General features: G+C 57.5%; 23 protein-coding genes. 4 read left to right on the top strand and 19 right to left on the bottom strand.

The window, feature by feature from the left end; translation table 11 throughout:
- Positions 1 to 26: 26 nt before the first annotated feature.
- Positions 27 to 3,308 carry an adenylate/guanylate cyclase domain-containing protein gene (locus AC2FIO_RS16410; protein ID WP_496698949.1) on the top strand — a complete coding sequence of 1,094 codons (3,282 nt, stop codon included), beginning with the start codon at positions 27 to 29 and terminating at the stop codon, positions 3,306 to 3,308.
- Here the strand turns inward: AC2FIO_RS16410 and AC2FIO_RS16405 are convergent, their stop codons facing one another.
- The 4 genes from AC2FIO_RS16405 to AC2FIO_RS16390 all read right to left on the bottom strand — a co-directional run bounded on the left by AC2FIO_RS16405 (position 3,309) and on the right by AC2FIO_RS16390 (position 7,317).
- Positions 3,309 to 4,244, bottom strand: a complete 936-nt coding sequence (locus AC2FIO_RS16405; protein ID WP_496698947.1) for a polyprenyl synthetase family protein — start codon at positions 4,242 to 4,244, stop codon at positions 3,309 to 3,311. It abuts the gene before it with no gap.
- Positions 4,241 to 4,717 (bottom strand): hypothetical protein, encoded by a 477-nt coding sequence (locus AC2FIO_RS16400; RefSeq protein WP_058273394.1) that lies wholly within the window; start codon positions 4,715 to 4,717, stop codon positions 4,241 to 4,243. The genes AC2FIO_RS16405 and AC2FIO_RS16400 overlap by 4 nt, the downstream gene beginning before the upstream one ends.
- 472 nt (positions 4,718 to 5,189) lie before the next feature.
- A complete protein-coding gene (locus tag AC2FIO_RS16395; RefSeq protein ID WP_496698945.1) occupies positions 5,190 to 6,314 on the bottom strand; it encodes a M20 aminoacylase family protein in 1,125 nt (374 codons plus the stop codon).
- Entirely contained in the window at positions 6,307 to 7,317 is a 1,011-nt protein-coding gene (locus AC2FIO_RS16390; RefSeq protein ID WP_496698944.1) for a pyridoxal-phosphate dependent enzyme, read from the bottom strand. Before AC2FIO_RS16390 ends, AC2FIO_RS16395 begins: the two co-directional genes overlap by 8 nt.
- Positions 7,318 to 7,405: 88 nt before the next feature.
- Between AC2FIO_RS16390 and AC2FIO_RS16385 the strand changes: the two genes are divergently transcribed.
- On the top strand, positions 7,406 to 7,882 hold the full coding sequence (locus tag AC2FIO_RS16385; RefSeq protein ID WP_348774906.1) for an Lrp/AsnC family transcriptional regulator: 477 nt from the start codon (positions 7,406 to 7,408) through the stop codon (positions 7,880 to 7,882).
- A 120-nt stretch (positions 7,883 to 8,002) separates the two neighbouring features.
- Here AC2FIO_RS16385 and AC2FIO_RS16380 read toward each other — a convergent pair whose 3' ends face one another.
- Genes AC2FIO_RS16380 through AC2FIO_RS16370 form a run of 3 tightly spaced genes read right to left on the bottom strand, consistent with a single transcriptional unit; the run spans position 8,003 to position 10,371 of the window.
- A complete protein-coding gene (locus AC2FIO_RS16380; protein ID WP_282169714.1) occupies positions 8,003 to 8,914 on the bottom strand; it encodes an NAD(P)-dependent oxidoreductase in 912 nt (303 codons plus the stop codon).
- Positions 8,915 to 8,944: 30 nt separating this feature from the next.
- Positions 8,945 to 9,493, bottom strand: coding sequence for an isochorismatase family protein (locus AC2FIO_RS16375; protein ID WP_109312362.1), 549 nt, complete (start codon positions 9,491 to 9,493; stop codon positions 8,945 to 8,947).
- An 11-nt stretch (positions 9,494 to 9,504) separates the two neighbouring features.
- Positions 9,505 to 10,371 carry a HalD/BesD family halogenase gene (locus AC2FIO_RS16370; protein WP_496698942.1) on the bottom strand — a complete coding sequence of 289 codons (867 nt, stop codon included), beginning with the start codon at positions 10,369 to 10,371 and terminating at the stop codon, positions 9,505 to 9,507.
- Positions 10,372 to 10,490: 119 nt separating this feature from the next.
- On the opposite strand from AC2FIO_RS16370, the gene AC2FIO_RS16365 reads away from it, so the two are divergent.
- Both AC2FIO_RS16365 and AC2FIO_RS16360 read left to right on the top strand, forming a co-directional pair.
- On the top strand, positions 10,491 to 11,360 hold the full coding sequence (locus tag AC2FIO_RS16365) for a LysR family transcriptional regulator (protein WP_496698940.1): 870 nt from the start codon (positions 10,491 to 10,493) through the stop codon (positions 11,358 to 11,360).
- Positions 11,361 to 11,642: 282 nt separating this feature from the next.
- Positions 11,643 to 12,815: an adenylate/guanylate cyclase domain-containing protein gene (locus AC2FIO_RS16360; protein ID WP_496698938.1), complete on the top strand. Its 1,173-nt coding sequence runs from the start codon at positions 11,643 to 11,645 to the stop codon at positions 12,813 to 12,815.
- A gap of 34 nt (positions 12,816 to 12,849) precedes the next feature.
- Here the strand turns inward: AC2FIO_RS16360 and AC2FIO_RS16355 are convergent, their stop codons facing one another.
- The 12 genes from AC2FIO_RS16355 to AC2FIO_RS16300 form a co-directional block, all read right to left on the bottom strand.
- Positions 12,850 to 13,545: an RraA family protein gene (locus AC2FIO_RS16355; RefSeq protein ID WP_472722927.1), complete on the bottom strand. Its 696-nt coding sequence runs from the start codon at positions 13,543 to 13,545 to the stop codon at positions 12,850 to 12,852.
- On the bottom strand, positions 13,542 to 14,237 hold the full coding sequence (locus tag AC2FIO_RS16350) for an alpha/beta fold hydrolase (protein ID WP_496698936.1): 696 nt from the start codon (positions 14,235 to 14,237) through the stop codon (positions 13,542 to 13,544). Before AC2FIO_RS16350 ends, AC2FIO_RS16355 begins: the two co-directional genes overlap by 4 nt.
- Positions 14,234 to 15,358, bottom strand: coding sequence for a cobalamin-independent methionine synthase II family protein (locus AC2FIO_RS16345; RefSeq protein ID WP_496698934.1), 1,125 nt, complete (start codon positions 15,356 to 15,358; stop codon positions 14,234 to 14,236). Before AC2FIO_RS16345 ends, AC2FIO_RS16350 begins: the two co-directional genes overlap by 4 nt.
- Before the next feature lie 10 nt (positions 15,359 to 15,368).
- On the bottom strand, positions 15,369 to 15,971 hold the full coding sequence (locus tag AC2FIO_RS16340; protein ID WP_496698932.1) for a class I SAM-dependent DNA methyltransferase: 603 nt from the start codon (positions 15,969 to 15,971) through the stop codon (positions 15,369 to 15,371).
- Positions 15,968 to 16,933, bottom strand: coding sequence for a cupin domain-containing protein (locus tag AC2FIO_RS16335; RefSeq protein ID WP_472722924.1), 966 nt, complete (start codon positions 16,931 to 16,933; stop codon positions 15,968 to 15,970). Before AC2FIO_RS16335 ends, AC2FIO_RS16340 begins: the two co-directional genes overlap by 4 nt.
- Before the next feature lie 192 nt (positions 16,934 to 17,125).
- Positions 17,126 to 18,115, bottom strand: coding sequence for a nuclear transport factor 2 family protein (locus AC2FIO_RS16330; RefSeq protein ID WP_496698930.1), 990 nt, complete (start codon positions 18,113 to 18,115; stop codon positions 17,126 to 17,128).
- Positions 18,112 to 19,155 (bottom strand): LacI family DNA-binding transcriptional regulator, encoded by a 1,044-nt coding sequence (locus tag AC2FIO_RS16325; protein ID WP_282120208.1) that lies wholly within the window; start codon positions 19,153 to 19,155, stop codon positions 18,112 to 18,114. Before AC2FIO_RS16325 ends, AC2FIO_RS16330 begins: the two co-directional genes overlap by 4 nt.
- Complete coding sequence (locus tag AC2FIO_RS16320) at positions 19,155 to 19,919, bottom strand: SDR family NAD(P)-dependent oxidoreductase (protein ID WP_496698927.1); 765 nt, start codon at positions 19,917 to 19,919, stop codon at positions 19,155 to 19,157. Before AC2FIO_RS16320 ends, AC2FIO_RS16325 begins: the two co-directional genes overlap by 1 nt.
- Complete coding sequence (locus AC2FIO_RS16315; protein ID WP_496698925.1) at positions 19,919 to 20,971, bottom strand: ester cyclase; 1,053 nt, start codon at positions 20,969 to 20,971, stop codon at positions 19,919 to 19,921. Before AC2FIO_RS16315 ends, AC2FIO_RS16320 begins: the two co-directional genes overlap by 1 nt.
- Complete coding sequence (gene hisD / locus AC2FIO_RS16310) at positions 20,968 to 22,299, bottom strand: histidinol dehydrogenase (RefSeq protein WP_496698923.1); 1,332 nt, start codon at positions 22,297 to 22,299, stop codon at positions 20,968 to 20,970. Before hisD ends, AC2FIO_RS16315 begins: the two co-directional genes overlap by 4 nt.
- A gap of 11 nt (positions 22,300 to 22,310) precedes the next feature.
- Positions 22,311 to 22,841 (bottom strand): ester cyclase, encoded by a 531-nt coding sequence (locus tag AC2FIO_RS16305; RefSeq protein ID WP_496698921.1) that lies wholly within the window; start codon positions 22,839 to 22,841, stop codon positions 22,311 to 22,313.
- Between the two features lie 127 nt (positions 22,842 to 22,968).
- A complete protein-coding gene (locus AC2FIO_RS16300; RefSeq protein ID WP_109312349.1) occupies positions 22,969 to 24,123 on the bottom strand; it encodes a carbohydrate ABC transporter permease in 1,155 nt (384 codons plus the stop codon).
- Position 24,124: the final 1 nt, after the last annotated feature.

Genomic DNA, 24,124 nt, shown 5'->3' with positions numbered 1-24,124 from the left:
TACCTCGCACGAGTAAGAGACGACTGATGACTACTAAATCGATTGCGGCATGGCTGAACGAAATTGGCCTGCCACAATACACCGAACTGTTTGATGAGAACGGCATCGACCTGGACATTCTTGAAGATGTGACCGGCGACCATCTCAGAGAAATGGGTGTCACGGTGCTGGGTCATCGACTCAAGATCAGCAAGGCAATCACCGCGCTGAAACCGGATGCGGCGCAGCCCAGACCCAGCGGTGCCATGACGGGCGAGGAAAGCGCCGAACGGCGACACCTCACCATTATGTTTTGCGATCTGGTCGGCTCGACCGCCCTGTCGGCGCGGCTTGATCCCGAAGACTATCGCGACCTCATGGCGCTGTATCAGGATACGGTCTCGCAATTGGTTAAAGAGGCCAGAGGGCACGTGGCCCAATACCTTGGCGACGGCGTTGTGGTCTATTTTGGCTACCCGGTTGCGCAGGAGGACGCGGCAGAACGCGCGTGCCGCGCGGCTTTGGAAATTGTCGAGGCCGTCGCCGCGTTGGATACTGCAGCCGGTGAACGCCTACAGGTGCGCATTGGCATTGCAACCGGGTTGGTTGTGGCCGGTGATCTTGACCAGAACGGGGTAAATTCAACCTCAGCAGTGGCCGGCGATACGCCCAACCTTGCAGCCAGATTGCAGGGTCTGGCAAAGCCGGGTCAAATTGTCATTGGGAAAAGAACTCAGTCTCTGTTGGGGGATATGTTCGTCTATGAGGCGCTGGAAAACATCCATCTGAAGGGGTTTGAGCCCGGCCAGGTGGCGTGGCGTGTCATATCCACAGCACAGCGCCAGGACCGGTTCGCAGTTACATCGGCACGGCGGCAGCTTACGCCTCTGGTCGGGCGCACGCCGGAACGAACGCGCCTGATGTCGGCCTGGGAGGACGCCAAATCTAAGAAGGGGAGTGTTTGCCTTGTCTCAGGTGAGGCTGGCATCGGCAAAAGCCGCCTCACGTATGAAGTGGTGGATCAGGCCAAGGGCGAAGGTGCCACTGTTCTTCACCTGCAATCCGCACCCTATTTTGAGAACACGGCCCTGTACCCTATCCGCCGTCAGATCGAAACCGTGCTCGGGTTCAAGGAAGACGATGACAGCGAAGCCAGGCTGGACAAGCTGGAAAAACTGGTCGTTGCCGAAGACGATCTGAACGAAGCCCGCGCGCTGATGGCGTCTTTGTTTTCGCTGCCCTGTGACAGGTATCCGCCGCTGAACCTTTCGCCCGAGTTGCAAAAGACCCGCACGATCGACATGCTGATCGAGCAGGTCATCGTTCTGTCCAAGCGGGCACCATTGTTGGTGCATTTTGAAGACTTGCACTGGATCGACCCCACATCGCTGGATTTGCTGACCAAATTCGCCGCCAAACTCGCCGATCATCAGATCTTGTTGCTTGTTACTTGCAGACCGGAATTTACCCATGACTGGCAGGCAGATCACCTGGTCACCTGCGAACTGGCGCGCCTCAAACCCGCAGAAGTCGAAGAGCTTTTGGACAGCATGACAGGGTCGGATACGTTTTCTCCTGAACAACGCCAGCAACTGCTGGAACGGTCGGACGGCGTGCCACTATTTGCCGAAGAGCTGACCCGCTCTGCGATGGAATTCAGAAACAGTGCGGATCTGGTGCCTGAAACCCTGCAAGACAGTTTGATGGCGCGTCTCGACAAGCTGGGGGCCGCCCGCGAATACGCCCAGATCGGGGCTGTGATCGGTCGGGAATTCGATGTCGACCTGCTGTCTCAGGTGACCGGAACTCCGTTGACCGATCTCTCGGACTCGCTTTCGCAACTGGGTGACGCAGACCTCGCATACCCGGACCAAACCGGTCAAAGTCTGATGTTCCGCCATGCCTTGATTCAGGAGGCTGCGTATCGATCTATATTGCGGCGGCGGCGGCAGCAATTACATGGAAAGATTGCCGAAACGCTGGAAGAAAAATTCCCTGAACGTTGCAAGTCCGGTCCGGAACAGGTGGCAAACCACTTTGTTGCCGCCGGACTTGGTGACCGGTCAGTCCCCTATTGGCTGACGGCAGGTAAATCCGCGTGGGGCCGGGCTTCGATGAAAGAAGCGCTCGCTCAACTCAGCAATGGTTTGGAATATGTTGGAGAGGTCGATGACCTGACTGATCGCGCAAAGCTGGAGCTGCAACTGCAGTCGACCATTGGCGTGGTGCATTTTGCGGCGACCAGCTACGCCTCGCCACAGGCGCAGACCGCATTTGAGCGCGCCCGCGAGCTATTTCTGGATGTTGACGATCCAGACCTGCGCGTCGCAGTTCTATACGGGATCGGGGCCTTCGAAACCATGCGTGGCGACGTAAGCTCAGGGCATGATACCTTTGCGGCGCTTGCTGACGAGGCGACGCGCAGCGGCAATACCCGCTATGAAGTCTATTCCGCCTCGATGCAGACTTGGTCGCATTTCAACCGCGGCGATTACGCCGAGTCGGTGCGCTATGGCGAACGTGTTCTACAGCTCTATGATGAGGGCATATGGGACCAGCCGGGGCCACGCCTGTCGGCCGCAGAACCCAAGGTGATTTCAGAGTGCTTCCGGGCGGCAGCGCTCTGGTCCCTGGGTCGACCGGATCAAGCGGTGAAGGTCGGGAACGACATCCTAAATTACACCCGGTCGCTGCCTGACCCCTATTCGCTTGTCTATGCTCTTTCGAACGGGGTGATCCGCATCCATGACTGGAACGGTGACTGGGAACAGGTCATGGGCCTGACCGAAGAATGCAGCGCGGTTGCCGGAGAGTATGGGTACAGGTTCTTGGGTGTCTGGGCTTCCTTCTGGCGCGCCCGGGCAATGGCGCAACTCGGTCAACTGGATGAGGCCGAAAAGATCACGGCCACGGCCGTTGCCGCCTGCAAGAATGCCGGGGTCCATTACCACCGCGTCTGCTTTGAAGCCAATCACGCACGCCTGCTGTTGGCACAGGACCGGATCGAGGATGCCGCCCGGGTTCTAGACGATCTTGACCAACCACTGCAGGTTGGGGGCGAATTGAACCACGTACTGGACCTGAGCCTAGTCAAAGGGGAATTGGCACAGAAGCGTGGCGATACTAGCAGCGCCGAGCAGCACTATCGCGCTGCTTTCGACGCAGCCCAAAACCGGTCAGCTTTGGCATGGCAACTGCGCGCCGCGCTTGGGTTGGCGTCTTTGCTGCCCACCAAAGACGAACAACGCACGCTTATCGAACCGCTGGTGGCGCAGTTCGAGGAAGGGTTCGACAGCCAGTATCTGAAGGCAGCGCGCGCCTATTTGTGATCAGCGGGCTTCGCCCAAAGCGCGTGTGCGATCCACAAGTGTGATCAGCTTTTTGGGGTTCCGGGCAAATCGTCTGGCCTCGGCTATTGCGCTGGCGGCGATCCGGTCCAGTTCGGCCTCGGCTTCTGGCAAAGCGGCGCGAAAGGCCTCGGCCAGCGCGTCGTAATTGCCGGGGTTCGGATCGCGGAACATCTCGGCAATTGCAGGTTCGCGTACAGCTATCGCAGCCGGCAGGGTTAGAATCCCGTCGCGAATGTCCTCTTCACCGCCGCCACCTAGGGCTTCGGTTCCACGCACGTCGGACACGTCATCGCAGGCGTGATAGAGGGTGCCCAGCAGACCACCGAAATGGCGCAACCCCTCGCTACGGTCGCCGAGACAAGCAGCGACCTCGAACATCGAACCGGTGTCTTCCTGCGCCAGCTTGCGCCAATCCTCGACCCCTCGCGGCATCGTGCGGCTGTTCCACTGCGCAATCTCGGCCGCGCCAAGCCGGGACATCAGCTCAGACAACAACCCGACCACCTGCGGCTCGGTCGCCATCATCCGATAGCCTTCAGCAACCATGAACCCGGACGTCATCAGCGCCGCAAGTTGCCCAAAGGCCGTGTGCATGGTCGGTTTGCCGCGCCGTTCGTCCGACTGGTCCAGAATGTCGTCTACAACCAGCGTCATGTTATGAAACAGCTCAAGCGTTACGGCTGCCTGTATGGTTTCATCCGTGATCTCCTCGCTGCCGACAGCCGTCTGACAGGCAAAGATGGTCAATGGGCGAAAATACTTTGAGCCGGCCAGAAACTGTTCTTCCAACTGCGGCCGCATCTCTTCGGGTGTGGAGTCAACCCACGCGCCGATGGCAGTGCGCAACCGTTCGGTTTCAGATTCAAATCCCAGTTCCGGTATCACCCAATCGGCGCGGGCACCTTCGTTATTCATGGTTTGGATTTTGCATAGCGATGGGGGCCTTCCCGGTCGTCACCCTCGGGGCCGACTGACTTGCGAAGCTCAGCCTCGATTTCCATAAGATCACGTTGCAACAGTTTTGCCTCACTCAGCGACAGATCCGATATCTCGCGCAACACGGCACGGGCCTTGTCCAGCACGATCAGCTGTCTGGCTTCCACTGACGGGCCATCTGCGCTGGGTATGGTTGCTTCGATCGCGTCTGTCCCTTGGGTCGAGACGATGGTCGCAATCTGCTGCCAATACCGCAAAGCTGAACTGAGCCACCGGGCTTGCGCCTGCGCAAGTAGAAACATCACGTCGGGCTCGACCCGTGCACCCTTTTCGCTGTAGTCCCGCAGCGACCCCAGAACACCCTCAAGCGCTTCCAGATACATCGCCACCATATCGTCAATCGAGCCAGGGTTCCCAAACTCATTGCGTGATGATCCGTCGTCTTGATCCATCTTGCTACTCCATTGCCCGCATCGTCATAAAGTTCTGTAGATTCAGAGTTTTGCTACCGATTTCCACTGTATATTCACACCGCGTTCGGGCATGGGTTGTTTTGATTTTCAGTAAAACAAGAAGATCGCCGCGCAATCAAGTACCGAGATATGTTAACCATCTATTAACCTTGGGAATCTGCCGTCTGCATAAGAAAAAAGCACCCGCCCTGCGGGTTTTGGTTCATATGGCGCGGATGGCGATACGAAACAGATTTTCCGCGATCTGCCGGGTTGAAGTTCGTGACCATGAGGCTTTGCGCCAACTGCGTCACGCAATGTTTCTGGATCTCGATGCAGCCCTGAAGGTGGTCACCAGATGAAGTGGCCCAGCAAAGAAAAATAGCTAAATGACATCGGCCGAGGGTTCGATTGGGAACTTCAGGGCGGATAAACTGCCTGCTATTAGGGCTTATTCAGGCATCGCTTGCCGTCAATAGTCCCGCCGTGCAGTGCTGGTCCAAAACGCAATCCCATGTCTGATCGCCTCGTCGTTAAAATCATACGACGGGTTATGAAGCGGCATCGAATTGTTCCCTTCCAATCCGTTGCCCATCAGGATGAAGGCCCCGGGGCGGTGCGCAAGAAACTCTGCAAAATCCTCTGAGAATCCTACCCGACCGTAATCCGCATCAACGCTACCAACATCACGAGCAGCATCCGCGATCATGTCTGTGGCTCTGGCATCGTTCACCAATGGCCGGAAGGAAGTCGAGTAATCAACCTCCGCCTCAGCGCCTTGTGCTGCACATACACCGGCGACTATGGCGCGCATTCTTCGCTCGATATTCTCGGACACATCTCTGGAAAAGCCCCGGCAATCCCCCCGTAGAGTTACGTTGCTAGGCAGAATGTTGCGCGCGCCGTCTGTCAGGAACTCCGTTACGGAAACCACTGCATGCTCGCTCGCCGGAACCGAGCGAGAGACGATCGATTGCAACTGCTGCACAATTGCGGCCCCAGTCACAATCGGATCAACGCCTTTTTCCGGCATCGACGCGTGCCCGCCCTGACCCTGAACGCGTATCTCAAAATTATCCTCGAACGCGCAGAATGAGCCCCTTTGCGTGGCAAAGCGACCAAGCTCCATTCCGGGCATGTTGTGAAGGCCGAAGATCGCGGCCATCGGGAAACGTTCAAACAAACCGTCCGCGATCATCGCGGCTGCCCCGTTTCCGTTCTCTTCGTCGGGCTGAAAGATGAAGTGAATGGTGCGGTCAAAGGACGGGTCCGCCGAAAGCTCCAGCGCGGCACCCAGCAGCATGGTGCTGTGGCCATCGTGGCCACATCCGTGAAACTTGCCTTCCGTTCCCGAGCGGTACGGCAAGTTGGTGGCCTCTTGTATCGGCAGCGCGTCCATATCGGCTCGAAAACCGATTGCGGTTTCGTCCGGACCACGGCGCAAGGTGGCCACAATGCCCGTGCGGCCCACACCCCGGCTGACCTCAAGTCCCGCGCGTTCCAACTCGGCCGCGATCAGATCCGACGTCCGGTCAAGGGCGAAGCCTGTTTCCGGGTGGGCATGCAGATCACGGCGAAACGCAACGAGATCAAGCATCGGGAACGTCTCCTTCGGACAGCACGATCAACGGCAATTTAGCCTCGTCCGTCAACAAGGCTGCAAGCCCCGCTGCGCCAGACGGCGTGGTGGAAAAGCCCAGATCGCGCGCATGTTTTACAGCGTCCAAGGCCTGCAGGTCAGTGACCGTAACCCAGTCGTCGGCGCACCGTTCAAGAATTTCCAAAGCCAACATAGAAGGCGTTTTGCAGTCCAAGCGCCCCATATTGGACACCGGGCCCTCAACCGTTACCATCTGTCCCGCCCGGGCGCTTTCGGCAAGGCAAGGGGCCGCATCAGGTTCGACCACTATGATCTTTGGCTGAACCGCCCAGGTGGATCGGATCATGTAAGCGATCCCCGCAGCAAGCCCACCAACGCCTGCCTGCAAGTAAACGTGGCTTGGCCAATTCCCAGAGCTTTCCAACTCTGTCCGCATTTCTTCGGCGATGACGGTATAGCCCTCCATCACCAACCGCGGAGGTTCGGTATATCCAGGCCAAGATCCATCGGCGAGGTGGATTGCGCCGGACGCCTCGGCGTCGGCTATGGCTGCCGCAACGCTCGCCTCATAATCGTCACCCGATCGGACAACTTCCGCGCCTTTTTCCCGCAGGCGAATTGCAAAATCCTCTGGCACTGTTTCGGCAAGGTGAATGCGGGCCTTTGCGCCAAACAGCCGCGCTCCGGCCGCCACGGCCATGCCATGATTGCCTGCACTGGCACAGACAAAAGTCATCGTGCGTGCGATGGTTTTTACGGAATCGTCCAAATAGGCGTTTGGTTCCAAAGGATGACCGACGCGCGCTTCTATCAGCTTGGCAACAGCGTAAACGCCTCCGAGCGCTTTGAAAGCGCCCAATCCCATCCTGTTGGTTTCATCCTTTATCAGAATAGGTCTGTCTTGGAGACTGCGTGTCTCCAACGGACTTGGTTTATAGGCGGGGCATGCAGCCAGCAGAGCCAGCGGTTTTGCGACATCGAGTATCGTTGGATTTTTCATGCAGAAAGTTGTACTCGCAAAGTGTGACCTATTATGGTCAATTTTTCCGAATTTTCGGGAAATTTTCTTACCAGATAGGGAAATTCTCATGAAACTCGATCAGTATGACCGAAACCTGCTTCAGTTGATGCAAACCGATGCCAAGATGGGTCTAGAAACGCTCGCGTCCGAGACAGGCTTGTCTGTGGCCTCTATTCAGCGGCGGTTAAAGGCGCTCAGAACCTCGGGCGCAATACTTTCGGAAGTCGCGATCGTTGATCCTAAAAAGCTGGGTGTCGCGATGAGCTTCATTGTCATGGTCGAATTGGAACGCGAACGTCAGGATCAGATCGACGCATTCTCACGTCAGGCGCAATCAGAGCCTATGGTACAGCAGTGCTATTACATCACCGGAGACGCCGACTTCTGTCTGGTCTGCACAGCAAAGGATATGGATGATTTTCAGGAACTCACGAAGCGACTGTTCTTCGACAACTCAAACGTCCGTCGCTTTCGCACATCTGTTGTCATGGGGAGAAAGAAAGTCGGTTTGGGCATTCCTGTTCAGGATGTTGGGTTAGAATAATAAGAATCAACATTTGCGTCAGCTACCGCTTCAAAGCGGCCCTTCGAATGGTGGGCAGCAGATGTGTTCATGAACCAGCGCCACGCGTCCTCCGGGTTAGGGCCCAGATTGGGCCCCTCGTTATTTTTCCCAGTGCGGGACCCAATCCCCGTCAAGGCGAAGTGACACGCCAGCATTGTCTTCTTCAAGCTTCACCACATGCAATTCGCCCTTGTCACCCCCATATTTTTCGCGGGCTGCTTCGAATTGCGTGCACACCAGCCGTGTGGCCGGGGCGGCGGTGCCGGCGTCGTCGCAGGCCTCAACGATCAGGCCCAGATCCTTTTGGCACAGATCCAGTGTGAAAGACGGATCATAATGTCCGGCAAAAACGGACGGGGCGTCGTGATGCATGCACCAGCTTTCGCTGGCCCCGATCTTAAGCGCGTCCCAGGCTCGTGACAGATCGACACCTGATTTCACCGCCATGACAAGTGCCTCACCCATGGCTGTCGCGTGGATGGCCCAAAGCTGATTGCTGGCCAGTTTCGTCACGGACCCGCTACCGCTGGGGCCCATGTAATGAAGCGGACCCATCAGTTCCATCACGGGGCGAATACGCGCGACAGTCGCCTCATCCCCACCTGCGAATTGAGGCATATTGCCGGTGCGTGCACCATCGACGGCGCCTGTGACCGGCGCATCAATCAACTGTACACCGTTTTCAGCAAAGGTGGCTGCAAGCTCGCGCACAAAGGCGGGTTTGTTTGTTGTCATATCCACCCAAACCTGCCCCGCGGACATGGCGGATCGCAGCCCATCGTCGCCGCCTGCCACTTGTTCGATTTGCTTTGGTCCAAAGACCATGGTGAACACGATGTCCGCCGCTTGCGCCGCAGCCGCAGGGGTCTCTGCCCACGTCGCCCCAAGCGCCAGGTGCTCTTCTGCCCGGTTCCGATCAAGGTCGCAGACCGTCAGGTCGTGCCCGCCCTTGATCAGGTTCAGGGCTGCCGGGCCGCCCATGGTGCCAAGCCCAATAAATCCAATGCGCATCTTCGCCGTCCTCGGGGTTAGTTATATTGCTTACGCGTTCAGGATGGTGTCGGTCGAACATACCTCACCAAACTCACCCTGCAGATTGGCAAGCGTGACGGAATGGATCTGTTCGGCGCTGTGGGTCACTCCGTCCGGCCCGGTCGCGTCATAAGCCCAGACGGCGTCAGAGGCATAGACCATCTCAAAGCCCAGACTGCTTGCAGAGCGCGCGGCAGACTCGGCACAGTGATTGGCCGTGGCCCCGCAAATGACCACACGCTCAATATTGTCGGCGCGCAGATCAGCTTCGAGCGAAGTTCCGGCGAAGGCGCTGGAGACGTTTTTGATGATCACCGGCTCGTCCCCCTGCGGTGCCGCAAAGGGTTGAACAGCCGCGCCTGGCGCATCCGCATGAAATGGATCGCCCGGGTCAAGCCCGTGGTGATGCACATGGACGATCTTGTCACCGTGCGCGCGAAACCGGCTGAGAAGCCGGCCGATATTGTCGCCTGCCTCGGGGCAAGATCGCACGGCACCGGCGGCATCCTCATGAGCCAGTGCCATTTGCACATCAATGACGAGTAGAGCAGTTTTCATGGCTTGGTCCTTTATGCGTTGATGTTGGAGGCTGCGCGTTCCGCGAGGATATTTTTGACGCGATCACCATAGATCCGGATGTTGATGTCGTCGCTGATCACGCGGCCTTCCTGTTCGTCATAAGTCATGATCGCGGTGACACGGGGGGTCGACCCTTCGACCTCTGTCACCCCGTGCAATGAATAGCCACCGCGAAACAGGGTAAAAGTACCGGCACCCCGGTCAAACTTCTGCGCATGGGACATATCACCAGCAAGCAAACGATCCACCGCCTCACGGTCTTCGGTTTCGTCGGTGCGCGAGTTCGGCAAGAAGGCAAAATCACCCCCGGTTTCAGCGGCCTGCAACAGCAGCGTCACGGTGCATTCCGTCGTATCATAATGCCAGGCGTGCCAGCTTCCTGGATGCAGGGCGACGACATTCAGCGCTTGAAACTCATCGGCGCAGCGATGCAGCACCTCTTTCTTTTGGACGCGGCGCACAAAGTCCGTCAAACGCGGCGACTGATAAAGCCGCTGAATAAGCGTTTCATTCGGCAACTGATCATCCGCCAATTGCGTTGCCACATGCGTATATTCCTTACGACGCGGATCATCCTTGGGCAGCGACGGGTCAATTGCGCCCTGATAGATGTTGCGTTTGATGGTCAGTACGTCAGCGGTGGGTAGCAAGGCGTTGGATTCATCGGCCAGAGCTGCCAGTGCCCCGGGACGGATGAACCCATCCAGATTGCACCAGCCATGTTCCTCCATCTGGTCCTGACAGGCCTGGAGAAACGCAGCACCTTCGGCACTTTCCAGATCCGCAATGGGATAGCGCTCCAGATCCACAAGGCTCAAAACCATGTCGGTGGCTGCATCTAGATTGATCTCCGGCATAGATCGCTCCCTTTTGTCTGGTCGACTTCGTCGTCAGTTGCTTTTGTCTAACTGCCGACCGAAATGAAGGAAAATGAAACAATTTGCGTCCATGCACATAAAAAACTTATGAATGGGCAATGAAAAGCAATCTCAACCTGAACTGGCTTCGCACTTTCGAGGCCGCCGCACGTCATTTAAGCTTTACCGCCGCCAGCCGAGAGCTGGGGCTGACACAAACGGCTGTCAGTCAGCACATGAAGGCGCTGGAAGGTCAGCTGGGGCAGAAACTGTTCATTCGCAAGGCCAAAAGCCTGCAACTGACGGAAATCGGCCGGGCCTATTTGATATCGGTCCGGGATTCACTGGAGCACATCGCATTTTCCACAAACGGGCTGTTTGGGCCTGCCTTGGAGACGACGATCGTAGTGCGGGCGTCGGCGGCCATGATCATTTGGCTGGCGCCGCAACTTGCAACCTTTCAGACAGCCCATCCCGGTATCGGGATCAAACTTGTCACCTCTCTGTGGCAGAGCGGCCAGGAAGGGCATCCCGTGGACGTTGACATCCAGTTGGCTCCGCAAACCCATTCCGACACGCGCATGGTCAAGCTTTCCGATGAGTTCATCGTTCCGGTTTGCGGTGTGCGCACCGCGCCAATGATCAAAACACCCGAGGATCTGCTGGCCCACGCTGCCATCCACGTTCTGGGGTTTGACGATCATTGGGCGCGGTATCTGTCGGCCCGTGGTCTGCCCAACGCAGATGTATCCCCGCGCCTTATCGTCGATACCTCGGTTGCCGCCTGCGAATTGGTGGCTGCGGAAAGCGGCTGCACCATTATGATCAACCGGTTCGCGCAGCAGGCCATCGCAAGCGGCCGCCAGATCAGAATTGTCGGTGCCCCCGTTGATACAGGCCAGGCTCACTACGTCTTGCAACACAAAACAGGTACGGCGGGATCACACGTTTCGACCGCTTTTTGCGAGTGGCTACAAACCCGTTTTTGACGACCGCCCTTAAAACGCGAATGCATCCTGGGGATCAAGCGGGACATGACCACGGCCTTGCCAAGCCGTCCTTGGCAAGGCGCTTGAAGCGGGTAGCCCAATCTGGGGCCAGGTCGTGCAAAACAAGCTGTTTGTGGTTTGAGATCTTCGATGGATCGCCTCCTGAATTTGCGCCAAGCCTAAACGCGCCTGGCATCATGCGCGGGCTTCATTTGGTTCAAATCGGCCCATCACAGGCCCAATTTCCTTTGTGCATCCAGCCCTAGCGACTAGTTTGAAATAATGGACTCCGTAGCCCAACTGACAAACTGGATGATCACTGAAGGGCGCCAATCAGGCGATCCCGTGAAAGTGGTGTCGCATTTCTGCTCCTCCTTAATAAAGGCGGGTGTCCCGCTCTGGCGGGTCAATATTGGCCAGCGCTTCGCCAATCCCTTACTCATTGCTTGGGGTGTGGTTTGGACACCTGATGGAACCGAAAGCTATGACGTCACACATGAGACGATGTTGACCGACGGGTACGTAGGAAGCTCATTTGAGTATATTCTGGAACACCGAAAGCCACTTCACAAATGTCTACGCCAGCTGGATTCAAAGACAGAGCATTCATCCTACCTGGACTTCGCCGAGCAGGGCGGCACCGACTATTATGCCACCCTGCTTTATTACGGCGACAGATCACTACACGGCTGCACATTTGTTACCCAAGCACCAGAAGGGTTCTCGCCACTGCATCTGAAATTGATCGAGGACGCGCTGCCCGCGCTGTCTTCGGCTTTGGAACCTGTCACAATGCGCAAATCGTCCAAAGGCCTTCTGCGAACCTACCTTGGCGATGGGCCCTCGGACAGCGTTTGGAACGGGCGCATCAAACGAGGGGAACGTACAACGCTTGAGGCCGTGGTCATGTTCTCAGATTTGCGCGGCTTTACGGCGCTATCGGACAGCGCACCTGAAGAGGAAGTTTTTGACGCGCTGAGCGGATACTTCGATCTAGTTGTTCAGTCAGTGGAAGAGAATGGAGGCGATGTTCTTAAATTTATGGGTGACGGTATTCTGTCGATTTTCACCATCGCCACGCAAGCTGATCGCGCTGACCGATGTCGCAAAGCTGCGTATGCAGCGCAAAGTGTTTTGGCTGGTCTGACCGCCGTCAACTGCAGTCGCGCGGAAGCCGGAAAACCGGCTCTAGACGTTGGTATCGGGATCAACGCAGGGCAAGTCAGTTATGGCAACATCGGCAGCCCCGGAAGACTGGATTTTACTGTACTTGGTGGCGCGGTGAACGTCGCCAGCCGAATTGAGGGTTTGACAAAATCTATTGGCCGAAGAGTTTTGGCAACGTCAGTCGTTGCTGGCGCTTCGGATGATCTGTTTGCTTCTTGCGGGTTTCACGACATTCGTGGCGTTGCGCATCCAATTGAGCTGTTCGCCCTCGTCGAGCAGAAGCTCTGAGGCGCGGCGGCATGCGGAATGACGGCCCCTATAGTCAGACCCTGGCTTTTTCGAAGGCCGCCCAAGCGGTCTCAAAAGCGTCAAAATCAAACCCTGGCTGACTGGCTGCATCCAAGACGATGCGTTCTGTCACCAATAGCTTTTGGATTGCTGCTTCTAACTGGTCGACGACATCATCGGGTACAACCAACGCGCCATGACGGTCGGCGTGCACCAATTCGCCAGGATTAACTGTCAGGCCAAAAACGGAAACCGGTGTATCAATCTCGCGGACGTGGACGAAACCGTGGCTTGGCCCGACGGAGCCGGCAACAACCGGGAACCCCTTGGGTAAGTCTCCCAGATCACGCATGACGCCATTGGTTACGACACCGGACATACCAAAACCCTTGTGGACGGATGTATTGATTTCACCCCAATAGGCTCCGATGCAATCCGGATAATCCATATCCTCGATCACCGCGACGCACGGATTGACCGCTTCGGCCATGTATTTGTAGTAGGCCATGCGCCGGGTCTTGATGACGTCAGGCGGTTCGGTCGGTGGATTGACTGCCGCGATTTTTGCCGTACGGGCATAGCCGACGATCGGAGGTTCCTCAGGCGCTGAACACAGCATGGTTCCGCGCGTGAAATCATCGAACCCGCGCTTGCCTTGCGCCACCTCAATGGCATTGCAGACGGTGGGGGTATCGACCTTGCGAAGCAGGGACAAAAGGGATGGCGTCATGTGTCCTCCAACCAACGGACCAAAGCCGCTGTGGTTTTTTGGGGTTGTTCCAATGTCGGCAGATGCCCTGCACCTTCGATGATCTCCAGCGTGCTGTCTGGCAATAGATCGTGCATCATCTGGTGGCGCTCCACGGGGCACAGCCGATCTTCTTGCCCACACAGAACCAAAGCCTTTCCCGTGAAAGCTGTCAGCGTCACGCTTTGGTCCGGGCGATTCATCAGAGCCTGTGATTGGCGCAAGAATACGGCAGGGCCCAAGTCGGTGGCCATTGCCATGCATAGATCCAGGATAGCCCCCCGGTTGGGCCCGTCCGACAGGTAACTGGGCTTCATCTCGTCCCGCATCACCGACCTCAGCTTGCCGTCGCGAACGGCTGCAATCTGGGGCGCGCGGCGGGCTTTGACCTCTGGCTTTTCAGCCAGTGGATTTGTGTCGAGCAAAGCCAGGCGCGAAACACGTTCCGGGGCCTGACGCAATACTTCCATTGCCACGATACCGCCCATCGACAATCCTGCCAGCGCGAATTCAGACGGCGTGTTTTGCAGAATGTCATCTGCAATGGCTTGCACGCTGTCGTGTCGCGACAACGGGAATGTCATCACAGGCATCCTGCCAGACAGTGCGTCGATTTGCGGGCCAAAAAGGCGGGCGTCACACATCATGCCCGGCAAGAAAATCACGGGTATCATGCCGAGGCCAGCTTGGCCCCCTCAGACAGCGCGGCCAACTTGGCGTAGGCGATCTGAGGGTCAACCGCGCCGAAGCCCGCAAAGGTGCCAAAGCCACAATCGCTGCCTGCTATCACCCGGTCCGCGCCGACGATTCCCGTAAAACGTTCGATCCGTTGGGCCACAAGCTCGGGATGCTCGACGAAATTGGTGGTGGTGTCGACCACCCCGGGGACCAGAACCTTGTCATCGGGTATCTCAGATTTGCGGTCGCGGAACACGGTCCACTCGTGGGCGTGACGCGGGTTCGAGGTCTCAAACAGGACATAGCGCGACTTGGTCGCCATCAGGGTGCTGAACACCTTGTCCATCGCAATGTCGCAGCAGTGCGGACCCTCGTAGTTGCCCCAGCAGATATGCACCCGCACGCGATCCTGCGGGACGTTCTGAAGCGCGTGGTTCAGCGCCTCGACATGCATATCGGCGATTTCGACGAACGCGTCGTCTGAAAGGTCTGTGAACAGCATATGGCGCGACAAGGCCAGATCGGGACAATCCAGTTGCAGATCCAGACCAGCGGCCACGATAGTTTCGTATTCCTCTTTCATGGCATCGGCCAGCGCCGCCAGATATGCCTCACGTGTGGGGTAGAAATCGTTCTGCAAAAACAGTGAGATCACGCCCGGGGACGCGGCATTCATGAAACCGCGCTCGACCCCATGCTGCGCCATAGCCGCTTTGAGATTGGCAATGTCTTTCTCTAACTCGCCCTGCCCTTTTGATCGCACCTCGCCGGTGCACATTGGCCGGGCGTATTGCGGCGTGCCACCGTTATTGGCCAGCCGCTGCAGAAATCCGGGGAACATCTTCAAATCTGCAGGCGCGTTTCGAGGGCTGTCACCGGAAAACCCGGTGTAGCGGTCCTTGACATAGGTCGCATAAGAAATCTTCGAAGTCTCACCGTCGCTGACTATATCAACGCCGGATTCGACCTGTTTGCGCACCGTTTCAGAGACTGCGGCGGTCATACACGCGTCAAACGCGGCTGCTTCATATGGTTCACCGTTTTCCCTGGCAAAGATAAGATCCACGACGTCCTGTTTTCGGGGCAAAGACCCAACATGTGTGGTTTTTACGGCCATAAAGACCTCCTTACAGTTTTCGTGCCATCAGCACAGTATGGCTTTGAGTTTCGGGGTCTTCGGCCAAAAAGCCGGTCATTTGCAGCCCGTTCTCTTCAAGGCACGTTGCATAACCGGCCGGGGACAACGAGGCGTGGTAGACAAGCTCTGATCCCACCGTGCCGCTGACTTCCCCGGCGCGTGGGCCTACGGTCAGCATCAGCATTCCACCATTATGTAAATGGCGCGCCATGCGGGTGATGCAGCCCTTCTGCTCATCCGCTGTCAGGTGAAAGAAACTGTTCCAGGCGATGATCCCATCGAATTGCTGATCCAGCTCAAAATCCCGCATGTCAGCTTTCCGCCAATCCCCGTCCGGCCAGCGTTCTTTGGCGATGTTCAGCATGGCTGCGGAAAAATCGACACCCGTGACGGCGAACCCTTCGGCCATAAACCAGCGCGCAATGGGATCGCCTGTGCCACAGCCCAGATCCAGTACGTGGTCACCCGGTTTGAGGCTGGCCGTGAAGCGCGCCAGCCAGCGCGCCTCGAAAAGGGCTTTTGAGCGGCGCTTGTCATACTCTGTGGCTTGCCGCTCATATATGGCTTGGGTGTCGTTCGGGTCTGCGCTCATCCTGTCCAGGTCGCTCCTGCCGGTTCATCGGTTGCAGTGATCCGGTACAGGCCCGCCTGCCCGGTCATTGATGGCTGAACGCTATAGGATTCGCCGGGCAAAACCAGAGCCGTGTCACCTGTCGAAATTGTGGTTTCGTGCCCGTCGATCGAGATATGCCAGTGACCGCTGGCTGGCATCAGAACCACAGGTTTATCCGCCGCAATCGGTTCGGTCACAGAGGACCCCCGGCCAAGGAAGTCTACCGAAAAACCCGGCTTATCCTTGATCAGCCCGCTCTCACCAATCACCTGCGCAGGCTTATTGGCCGACAACGCCATCAAATCCCAATACCGTGCAACATATTTGCCGACGACATCCTCAACAGGAACCTCAGGATAGCCCTTCAACTGCTCTTCGGTCAGCAAGGGCATAGGGTGCACATTATGAGGCAGCTCCTGCCCTTTCTTGGTGTCATACAGAACGCCATTGTCGCCCAGCATCAGACCATGCGCCTGCGCATCTTCGATGACCTGAGGGGCCCAAGTGACGCCTCCGCCCGCGTCGTCTCCGCCCAAGATTGCCATGATCATACCGTAGTCTTGGCCAACATTTTCGAAACCACGGAAGATGCCGGTCGGGATGTTGAAAATATCGCCCTCCTCGGCGATGAACTCACCGGCGGTGCCATAACGGCCCCAGAAAAAGCGCCAGCGTCCTTTGGCAACAAAGAAAACCTCGGCCGTTGTGTGGCTGTGCAATGAGTTCCGGCATTTCGGCGGCTGACCCGCGGCACCTATGTTGAAGCCGATCTTGTCGGTGATGTGCACGTGCTGATCCGGAGATTCCGAGACGCCACCGCCGATGATCGTGAAATTCTCTTTCTGATCGCTGCCCGGCGTATGGGCATCGATAAACGCGGTTTTACAGGGTTGAAGCTCGCCGTAGCGGACAATGCGGGAAGTGATGGCTGATTTGGTCATGATGTATGATCCGATATTTTGTTTTCAGGAATGCAAGCTCGTGTGCTCAGGCGGCACAGGCGCTCACTCCCCTGGCGGGCGCAGATTCAGTCGCCGCGCCCGCAGGCTTTGACGGAACATATGGAAACGTCGACGGGCTCCGGTTTCACACAGACCACCTGCAAGGATACGATATGCGACCGGGCGGGCCACTCAGACCTCTCCGCTCTGCAACAGGATCTGTTTCCAGACCGAGGTTTCATCGAACAGAGTATATTCACGGCGCAGCTGCGGCTGCCCCGCAATCAACGCGCCAAACTCGGCGTGACTGATCCCGAGGACATAAACCTGTGCCCCTGTCGGCGCCCCGAACATGCCCCAGCCGTCATGCTTGCCCCAAAGGCTCCAGCGAATTGCTGATCGCGGCGGCATATCCGGGTCGTCGCGCCCGATCTGGTGTTCAATCTTGAATTCAGCATTCGGGAAACTCGCCCGCAGCCCCATCCAGAACCGGTCGACGGCATCCCGGCCGTGCCCCGTGACGCCGCCCACATACTCAGACTGCACCGCACGGTCATATTCAGTCGCGATTGTGCCCATATCGGCACTCATGATCCGGGTCAGGATATCAGCATATCGCTGCCCCCACTCATTATCATTGCCGCGACCCTTGTAGGGGCCGGGCTGGTCGATTTCGGGGGTCAGAGGCTTGGTGCAGCTGTCCTTACCGCCCTCGCGCGCAATCAGATCAGCGGCGTATTCCTTTGGGTCCCAGCCCATCTGCCGCACAATCGCGCCCTGATCGCGGATCAACCATTCGTCGTTAATCTGGTTGTCGATGGCGTGGCAGTCGGCCAGAATCCGATAGCAAAGTTTCGTACCCGTAGGTTTGCCGTAAACCCCTTCGGCCAGATGCGTGGCAGTAGACAGGATGCGGTGAGAGCTGAGCATGCCCTCTTCCGGCGTGCCCGACCAGATCACATCTTCACCCATCAACTGCCGATCCGGAAACTCGGCCAGGGTCGCCATCGTGGCGCCGATCACATTCTGATTTCCCACAACCACCGAACCGGGTGAACGAACGACGATATCTTCGCTGTAATATTCGTGCAGGGTTGCGATGCCCCGGTCTTCCCAGATCTCTTTGGTAATTCCGATGATATAGTCGGGAAAATCCCGGAACTTGGGATCAAAGCCTTTCATGTTTTCATCCTTTGCGGGGTCCAGCCTTTGGGCAGCCGTGCCGAAGTACGCACGATCAACGGCCCATCAATCGCGACCTTGCGGGCTGCGGCAACTGCCGGGTTTTCAATATGGTCCAACAAGGCATCAACGGTTTCCGCAACCATCAGGTTGGCGCGTTGACGAATGGTGGTGAGGTTATAGGCAAGCCATCCGGCCTGCGGTACGTCATCGTATCCAACGATAGAAACGTCTTCTGGTATACGCATTCCGAGTTCAAACCGAACGACGTCCATCACGGCAAGCGCCATATGGTCATTGGCGACGAACACCGCGTCGGGTCGTTTTTGCGGTTCAACGTCAAACATGCGGCGCGCGGCCAATCGCGCATTTTCGGTCAGGAACTCTCCGATTTCGTAGGCGTACAAATCCTGACCTGCATCACCGAGTGCGGCGCGAAAACCGGCCTCGCGGTCTCGCTGGGTTGAGGCACCCTGCCAACCGGCAATGTAAGCGATGCGACTGTGGCCTGCGGCAACAAAGAATTCAGCGACCTTGCGACCGCCGGAGTAATTATCAGAGGTCACCGAGGTGATCCCGTCGATATCCTGACTACGGTTGAACAGCACGACCGGCACACCAGCTTGTTGGCACCGTGTTGCGATATCGGACGACATCGCGACCGAGGCCAGGATCACGCCATCAACCTGATAATCAAGAATTTCCTCCATAACGTCGTCAATGTTTCCGGCCGTTCTGGAGGCCATGAAGATCAGGACGTGATACCCCTGCTCCTGCAACTCGTTCGACAACTTCTCAAGCGCTTCGGGATAGAAATAGTTGTCCAGATAGGCGACGACCAAACCGATGATGCGGCTTTTGCCCGACACCATCGCGCGCGCCAACACATTGGGGCGATAGCCAAGCTCGGTCGCGGCTTTGCGCACCTTTTCTTCCGTCTTCTTGCTGACCGAAGCGCCCGGCGTGAAGACGCGGCTGACGGCGGATTGGCTGACACCGGCAAGTTGCGCGACCTGGAGTGATGTTACTTTCTCGGCCATCAATCTGCTGTCCAACCTCCGTCAATCAACATCGAGGTGCCCGTAACCAGCGCTGAGGCATCCGAGGCGAGGTAGCGTACCGCGCCCATGATATCTTCGACCTCGCCCACGCGATCCAGCTTGATCTTCTCCATGATCCACGCGGCGCGTTCGGGGTTGTCGAAAGTGGACTGGGTCAACGGCGTTCGAATGAACGTCGGGCAGACCGTGTTGATCCGAATGCCCTGCTTGCCCCATTCGATGGCCATGGATTTGACCATACCTTCGAGCCCATGCTTGGTTGCACAGTAAAGCGCCCTGTCTACGCCGCCCACATGGCCCATTTGACTGGAGATATGAATTATGGACCCTGGCTTGCCAGCATCGATCAAGGCACGCGCAGCATAGGCGGAAAGGAAGTAGGCGGAACGCAAGTTGACGCCGGTAACGACATCGAAGTCTTCGGGTGTCGTTTCAATTGCGGGGCTATGACGGGCGACCCCGGCCGAGTTCACCACGACCTCGAAGTTTCGCGTTTCGAAAAGCTGTTTCAGCTTTCCCAGATCGCCCTGGTCCAGCACAAGCGCTTCGGCTGACCAGCCCTGCCCCTGCAGAGCAGCCACCGTCTCATTCAACCGGTCCTCGCCTCTGGCCGCACAGACGACATGCGCGCCCGCCTCGGCCAGCGCCACGGCACAGCCCTGCCCGATGCCTGAAGAGGCACCTGTCACCAGGGCGGTCTTTCCTGTCAGGTAAAACGAAGGGGTGCGTGGCAGTTCAGTCATCAGCTCATTCCATCCGGTATTTCAATGCGCCCTATGTTTCGCGCTTTGTTGAATTCCCGTAGACGGGCGAAGACGTCAACGCCTAGCTGGCGATAAGCATCCAGAAGATCGACCAGCACCCAGTTTTCACGAATGCGCCCGTTTTCCAGCCGCCAGAAATCGAGGCTACGCATGGTGATTTTCTTGCCCGAGGGCGCAATGCCCATCCAACCGTCATCAGTGACGGTCTGGATCATATTGGGCCAGCCGGTCACAGCCGCGTATTCGCCATCACCGAAAAAGTGGTAGGTGATGTCGTCCACGAACTGCCCACGATCCGGCATTCCGCTCAGGAACGGAATTTGGTGCCAATTGCGAAAGCCCGCATAGCCACGCCCGGTTCCAATGCCCGACGGCCCGTACCAGTTCATGCGCGGATGCCAGAACCGTTCCATCTCCATCACCTCGGGGCCACCCTGTTTGGGGTGTTTCTTGAGGTGCTCCAACATATCGATGATGTGCTGACAGGTCTCTTTGCCCTTTGCCTCATCATACGGACCGGGAACGAACCCGTCCTGCGTGGCCGGGCCCGGCACATGCCATTCGCGTCCAAGGCTGGGTGCCATCGGCCAGGCATTTGCCTGCATCATCACCTCGGGGATATCCCAAAGGGCCTGTATTTCCGCGATTTTGCCGTTTTCGAAACGGTAAAATTCGTGGAACCGCATAGTAACCTGATTACCAGTCGGTGGGATGTCCAGCCATGGGCCGGTGAATGTGCCCGTGTAGTAGCCGCCGCACCCGACCCAGTCCGAACCATGTTCATCCGGGCCGGCCATGACAATGTAGTCGCGGCGTTCCAGATCGGGCCAGGCCGTCAACAGGTCTTTATAGGCGCGGTCATAGAAAGCGTCGCTGCCAATGCTGTCGCCAAAGGGATGGCATAGGTGGAAAACGGCGTCCGAGGCCGTTACCTCGGCCAGTGCCGCGCGAACACCGGCCTCGGAAAAATCATACATCGCGGCCCTAAGCGGAGCGATCAGGGCCTTATGCTGTGTATGCCTGTCACTCATTCAGCGGCATCCCGATACGGCGCGGGTTCGCCATAGGGCACATTGATGCCACCATAGCGACGCACGCGGACGTTGCACTGTTCTGCGTGGCCAACAAAACCTTCCAACATGCACAGACGCGAGCCGTATTCGCCGATTAGTGTCGCCGCCTCGTTGGTCAGAACTTTCTGATAACTGTGCGTTTTCAGGTACTTCCCAACCCAAAGCCCACCAGTATAACGCCCGGCCTTCTTCGTTGGCAGGGTGTGGTTCGTACCAATCACCTTGTCCCCGTTTGACACGTTGGTGCGCGGACCAAGGAACAACGCGCCGTAGCAGGTCATATTCTCAAGGAACCAGTCGTCACGATCCGTCATCACCTGCACATGTTCCGAGGCGATGTCATCTGCGACTTGCAGCATCTCGTCATACGTGTCGCAGACGATCACCTCGCCATATTCATCCCAGGACACTTTCGCGGTGTCTGCAGTCGGCAGGATGCCCAAAAGGCGGTCCACCTCGGACAGTGTCTCTTTGGCAAGCTTGTGAGAGTTGGTCAGCAGCACACAGGGGCTGTTATAGCCGTGTTCGGCCTGCCCCAGCAGGTCGGTTGCGCACAGTTCGGCATCTGCTGCGGTCTCGTCCGCGATCACCATGGTTTCGGTGGGACCTGCAAACAGATCAATGCCGACGCGCCCGAACAACTGGCGCTTGGCTTCGGCGACAAAGGCGTTACCGGGACCAACCAGCATGTGAACCGGATCAATCGTCTCGGTGCCCAAAGCCATCGCACCAATGGCCTGTATGCCACCCATAACGTAGATCTCATGCGCGCCACCCAAATGCATGGCCGCAATCACTGCTGGGTTCGGCTTGCCTTTGAACGGAGGCGTGCAGGCAATGATCCGAGGGACACCGGCAACTGAGGCCGTGGCCACGGACATATGGGCCGACGCCACCATTGGGAACTTGCCGCCGGGGACGTAACACCCGACCGATTGTACGGGGATGTTCTTATGGCCAAGGATCACGCCCGGCAGGGTTTCAACCTCGATGTCCAGCATTGAATCCCGCTGAGCCTGCGCAAAGTTGCGCACCTGTTCCTGTGCGAATTTTATGTCGGCCAGTTCCCTATCGGTCAGTTGACCGATCAAGTCATCGATTTCCTTCTGGCTCAGGCGGAACGAGGCTGGCGAGTAGTTGTCGAACTTCTCACTCAACTCACGCACCGCAGCATCACCGCGGGTTTCGATGTCTTTCAGCGTCGCCTCAACCACGGCGCGGGTCTTGGCATCATCTTCCGCCCGGTCCGCATCGGATTTGCCGCGTTTAAGATACTCGATTGCCATGTTTCCAATCCTCAGTTTTCCGGCCGGGGTGGACATTTCTCACCCCGGTCAAATGCTTCCCAGCCTTGGCCGTTGAACAGGTCGACGCCCAGTTGCGCCGCGACATGTGCGAAATCGACATTCACCCAGTTGTCGACGATCTTGCCGTCAACGACTTTCCAAAAATCCATGTAGCGGATCTCGACCCGCTTGCCGGTAGGGGCGATGCCCAGAAACTCACCCGTATGGGTTGCTTCCTGACGACCAAAGGCTGCTGCCCATTCGCCCATGTATAGACGGGCCTCATCGATGCAGGTCTTGTCCGAAAACGCCGCCTGAAACGGGCGCTGCCAGTTTTCCTGAAACTCTTTCAGCCCGGTTTTGGTGCCGCAGCCTTGATTGCCCATCCAGCGGAAGCCCTGGGTGAAGAATTCTCCGATGTCATCAATGCGGTGATCGTTCAGACCATCCACCATGGTTTCGATCACGCGGCGCGTGTCTTCGGTTTTGCTCATGTCCGTGTCGCGGGTCAGAACCGCTTGTTCGGGACGGGAACCTTTCATGTCTATGTCCTTTCAGGTTGCCAGAGAGAGAGTTTGGGGATCACAGCCCCGATACTCAGAAAGTCCCTCGGCATCCTGTTCAGCGCCGGGTGGCGCGACATGGCGTTATGGCGTGCATGGTTGCTCATCAGCCTTTGACCGCTCCGGCTGTCAGACCGCTGACGATCTGGCGCTGGAAGATCAGCACAAGGAAGATCAGCGGCGCAGTGATCGACACGGCGGCGGCAACCGCGACCACTTGGTCGGTTGTAGTCGTCTCGCGGTTGAACATGCCGACAATGGCGGGAACCATGGTCTGGTTCTGCGCGTCCAGCAGCAACGCAGTGACAAGAAAGTCGTTATACGCCAGCAGGAAACTGAACAGGCCTGTGGTGATCACCCCCGGCCACATTACCGGCATGATCACACGGCGGAAGGCCTGAAAATGGCTGCAACCATCAACGCGGGCGGCCTCATCCAGCTCTGCCGGGATATTCTGAAAGAACGAACGCAGCATCCAGATCGTGAATGGCTGATTGATCGCAACCAGAACAGCAATCACCGCAAATGGCTTGCCGTAAAGTGTTGGTGCATTTTCACCCAGGATCGGGGCCAGCCATTCAGCCGAGTTGATGAAAACCGGCAGATAACCAGCCACCAGCACCGAATGCGGCAGGGCCCGGAACACCAAGGCGACAATTAGGATCCAGAAAGCCAAAGTCGATCCAGACCGTGCCAGACCATATCCCGCCAACGTCCCAACGGTCAGCGACACGGTCACCACACCTGTTGTCACGATCAGGGAGTTCTTGAAGTTGTTTGAAAAGCCCCGGTCAATCCAGACGGTCTTGTAGTGTTCGGTGGTCAGGCCAAGCACGTCCCGGCCCAAGGGCCCGAACCACGGGTTGAGCACGTTTAGAACGGCCGGCAGGACGACAAAGAACACCACGAGAAAGCCCACCAAAACGACCAGTACGCCAATGACCCAGCCGAACCATTCCTGTCCGGGTTTCGAGTAAGATTTTACCATCGACGGCAGTGTTTTGGTGGCGATGATTATCGTTGCCCAGATCACCGCCACGCCCAGAATGATATCCAGCAGCGACAGCCCCTTGCCGACGCCCAGTGTGGCCGGGCCGAAAATCACGTTCAGCGCGTTACTGTCGAACGCATCGACCGGCGATTTGAAGCTCATCACTACGATCCAGAAGATCGGGAAGGCCGCGATCAGGCACCAAAGCGCCAGAAAGATGTTCGAGGTCAGCCGCAGGCTGAGCGGTTGGCGAAGCGCGCGCGAGGACATG

Source organism: Ruegeria sp. CDSB086, from assembly GCF_059611065.1.
Note: the sequence above shows the minus strand (reverse complement) of the source record. Positions and strands in the feature narration are given on the sequence as shown.

Excerpts from the sequence above, each read along its gene's own strand:
- AC2FIO_RS16370 (WP_496698942.1), bottom strand. The coding sequence starts at position 10,371 with ATGCCGGAGATCAATCTAGATGCAGCCACCGACATGGTTTTGAGCCTT.
- AC2FIO_RS16375 (WP_109312362.1), bottom strand. The coding sequence starts at position 9,493 with ATGAAAACTGCTCTACTCGTCATTGATGTGCAAATGGCACTGGCTCAT.
- AC2FIO_RS16320 (WP_496698927.1), bottom strand. The coding sequence starts at position 19,919 with ATGACTGAACTGCCACGCACCCCTTCGTTTTACCTGACAGGAAAGACC.
- AC2FIO_RS16305 (WP_496698921.1), bottom strand. The coding sequence starts at position 22,841 with ATGAAAGGTTCCCGTCCCGAACAAGCGGTTCTGACCCGCGACACGGAC.
- AC2FIO_RS16410 (WP_496698949.1), top strand. The coding sequence starts at position 27 with ATGACTACTAAATCGATTGCGGCATGGCTGAACGAAATTGGCCTGCCA.
- AC2FIO_RS16405 (WP_496698947.1), bottom strand. The coding sequence starts at position 4,244 with ATGAATAACGAAGGTGCCCGCGCCGATTGGGTGATACCGGAACTGGGA.
- AC2FIO_RS16400 (WP_058273394.1), bottom strand. The coding sequence starts at position 4,717 with ATGGATCAAGACGACGGATCATCACGCAATGAGTTTGGGAACCCTGGC.
- AC2FIO_RS16395 (WP_496698945.1), bottom strand. The coding sequence starts at position 6,314 with ATGCTTGATCTCGTTGCGTTTCGCCGTGATCTGCATGCCCACCCGGAA.
- AC2FIO_RS16380 (WP_282169714.1), bottom strand. The coding sequence starts at position 8,914 with ATGCGCATTGGATTTATTGGGCTTGGCACCATGGGCGGCCCGGCAGCC.
- AC2FIO_RS16355 (WP_472722927.1), bottom strand. The coding sequence starts at position 13,545 with ATGACGCCATCCCTTTTGTCCCTGCTTCGCAAGGTCGATACCCCCACC.
- AC2FIO_RS16390 (WP_496698944.1), bottom strand. The coding sequence starts at position 7,317 with ATGAAAAATCCAACGATACTCGATGTCGCAAAACCGCTGGCTCTGCTG.
- AC2FIO_RS16345 (WP_496698934.1), bottom strand. The coding sequence starts at position 15,358 with ATGGCCGTAAAAACCACACATGTTGGGTCTTTGCCCCGAAAACAGGAC.
- AC2FIO_RS16335 (WP_472722924.1), bottom strand. The coding sequence starts at position 16,933 with ATGACCAAATCAGCCATCACTTCCCGCATTGTCCGCTACGGCGAGCTT.
- AC2FIO_RS16385 (WP_348774906.1), top strand. The coding sequence starts at position 7,406 with ATGAAACTCGATCAGTATGACCGAAACCTGCTTCAGTTGATGCAAACC.
- hisD (WP_496698923.1), bottom strand. The coding sequence starts at position 22,299 with ATGGCAATCGAGTATCTTAAACGCGGCAAATCCGATGCGGACCGGGCG.
- AC2FIO_RS16350 (WP_496698936.1), bottom strand. The coding sequence starts at position 14,237 with ATGATACCCGTGATTTTCTTGCCGGGCATGATGTGTGACGCCCGCCTT.
- AC2FIO_RS16330 (WP_496698930.1), bottom strand. The coding sequence starts at position 18,115 with ATGAAAGGCTTTGATCCCAAGTTCCGGGATTTTCCCGACTATATCATC.
- AC2FIO_RS16315 (WP_496698925.1), bottom strand. The coding sequence starts at position 20,971 with ATGAGTGACAGGCATACACAGCATAAGGCCCTGATCGCTCCGCTTAGG.
- AC2FIO_RS16325 (WP_282120208.1), bottom strand. The coding sequence starts at position 19,155 with ATGGCCGAGAAAGTAACATCACTCCAGGTCGCGCAACTTGCCGGTGTC.
- AC2FIO_RS16340 (WP_496698932.1), bottom strand. The coding sequence starts at position 15,971 with ATGAGCGCAGACCCGAACGACACCCAAGCCATATATGAGCGGCAAGCC.
- AC2FIO_RS16365 (WP_496698940.1), top strand. The coding sequence starts at position 10,491 with ATGAAAAGCAATCTCAACCTGAACTGGCTTCGCACTTTCGAGGCCGCC.
- AC2FIO_RS16300 (WP_109312349.1), bottom strand. The coding sequence starts at position 24,123 with ATGTCCTCGCGCGCGCTTCGCCAACCGCTCAGCCTGCGGCTGACCTCG.
- AC2FIO_RS16360 (WP_496698938.1), top strand. The coding sequence starts at position 11,643 with ATGGACTCCGTAGCCCAACTGACAAACTGGATGATCACTGAAGGGCGC.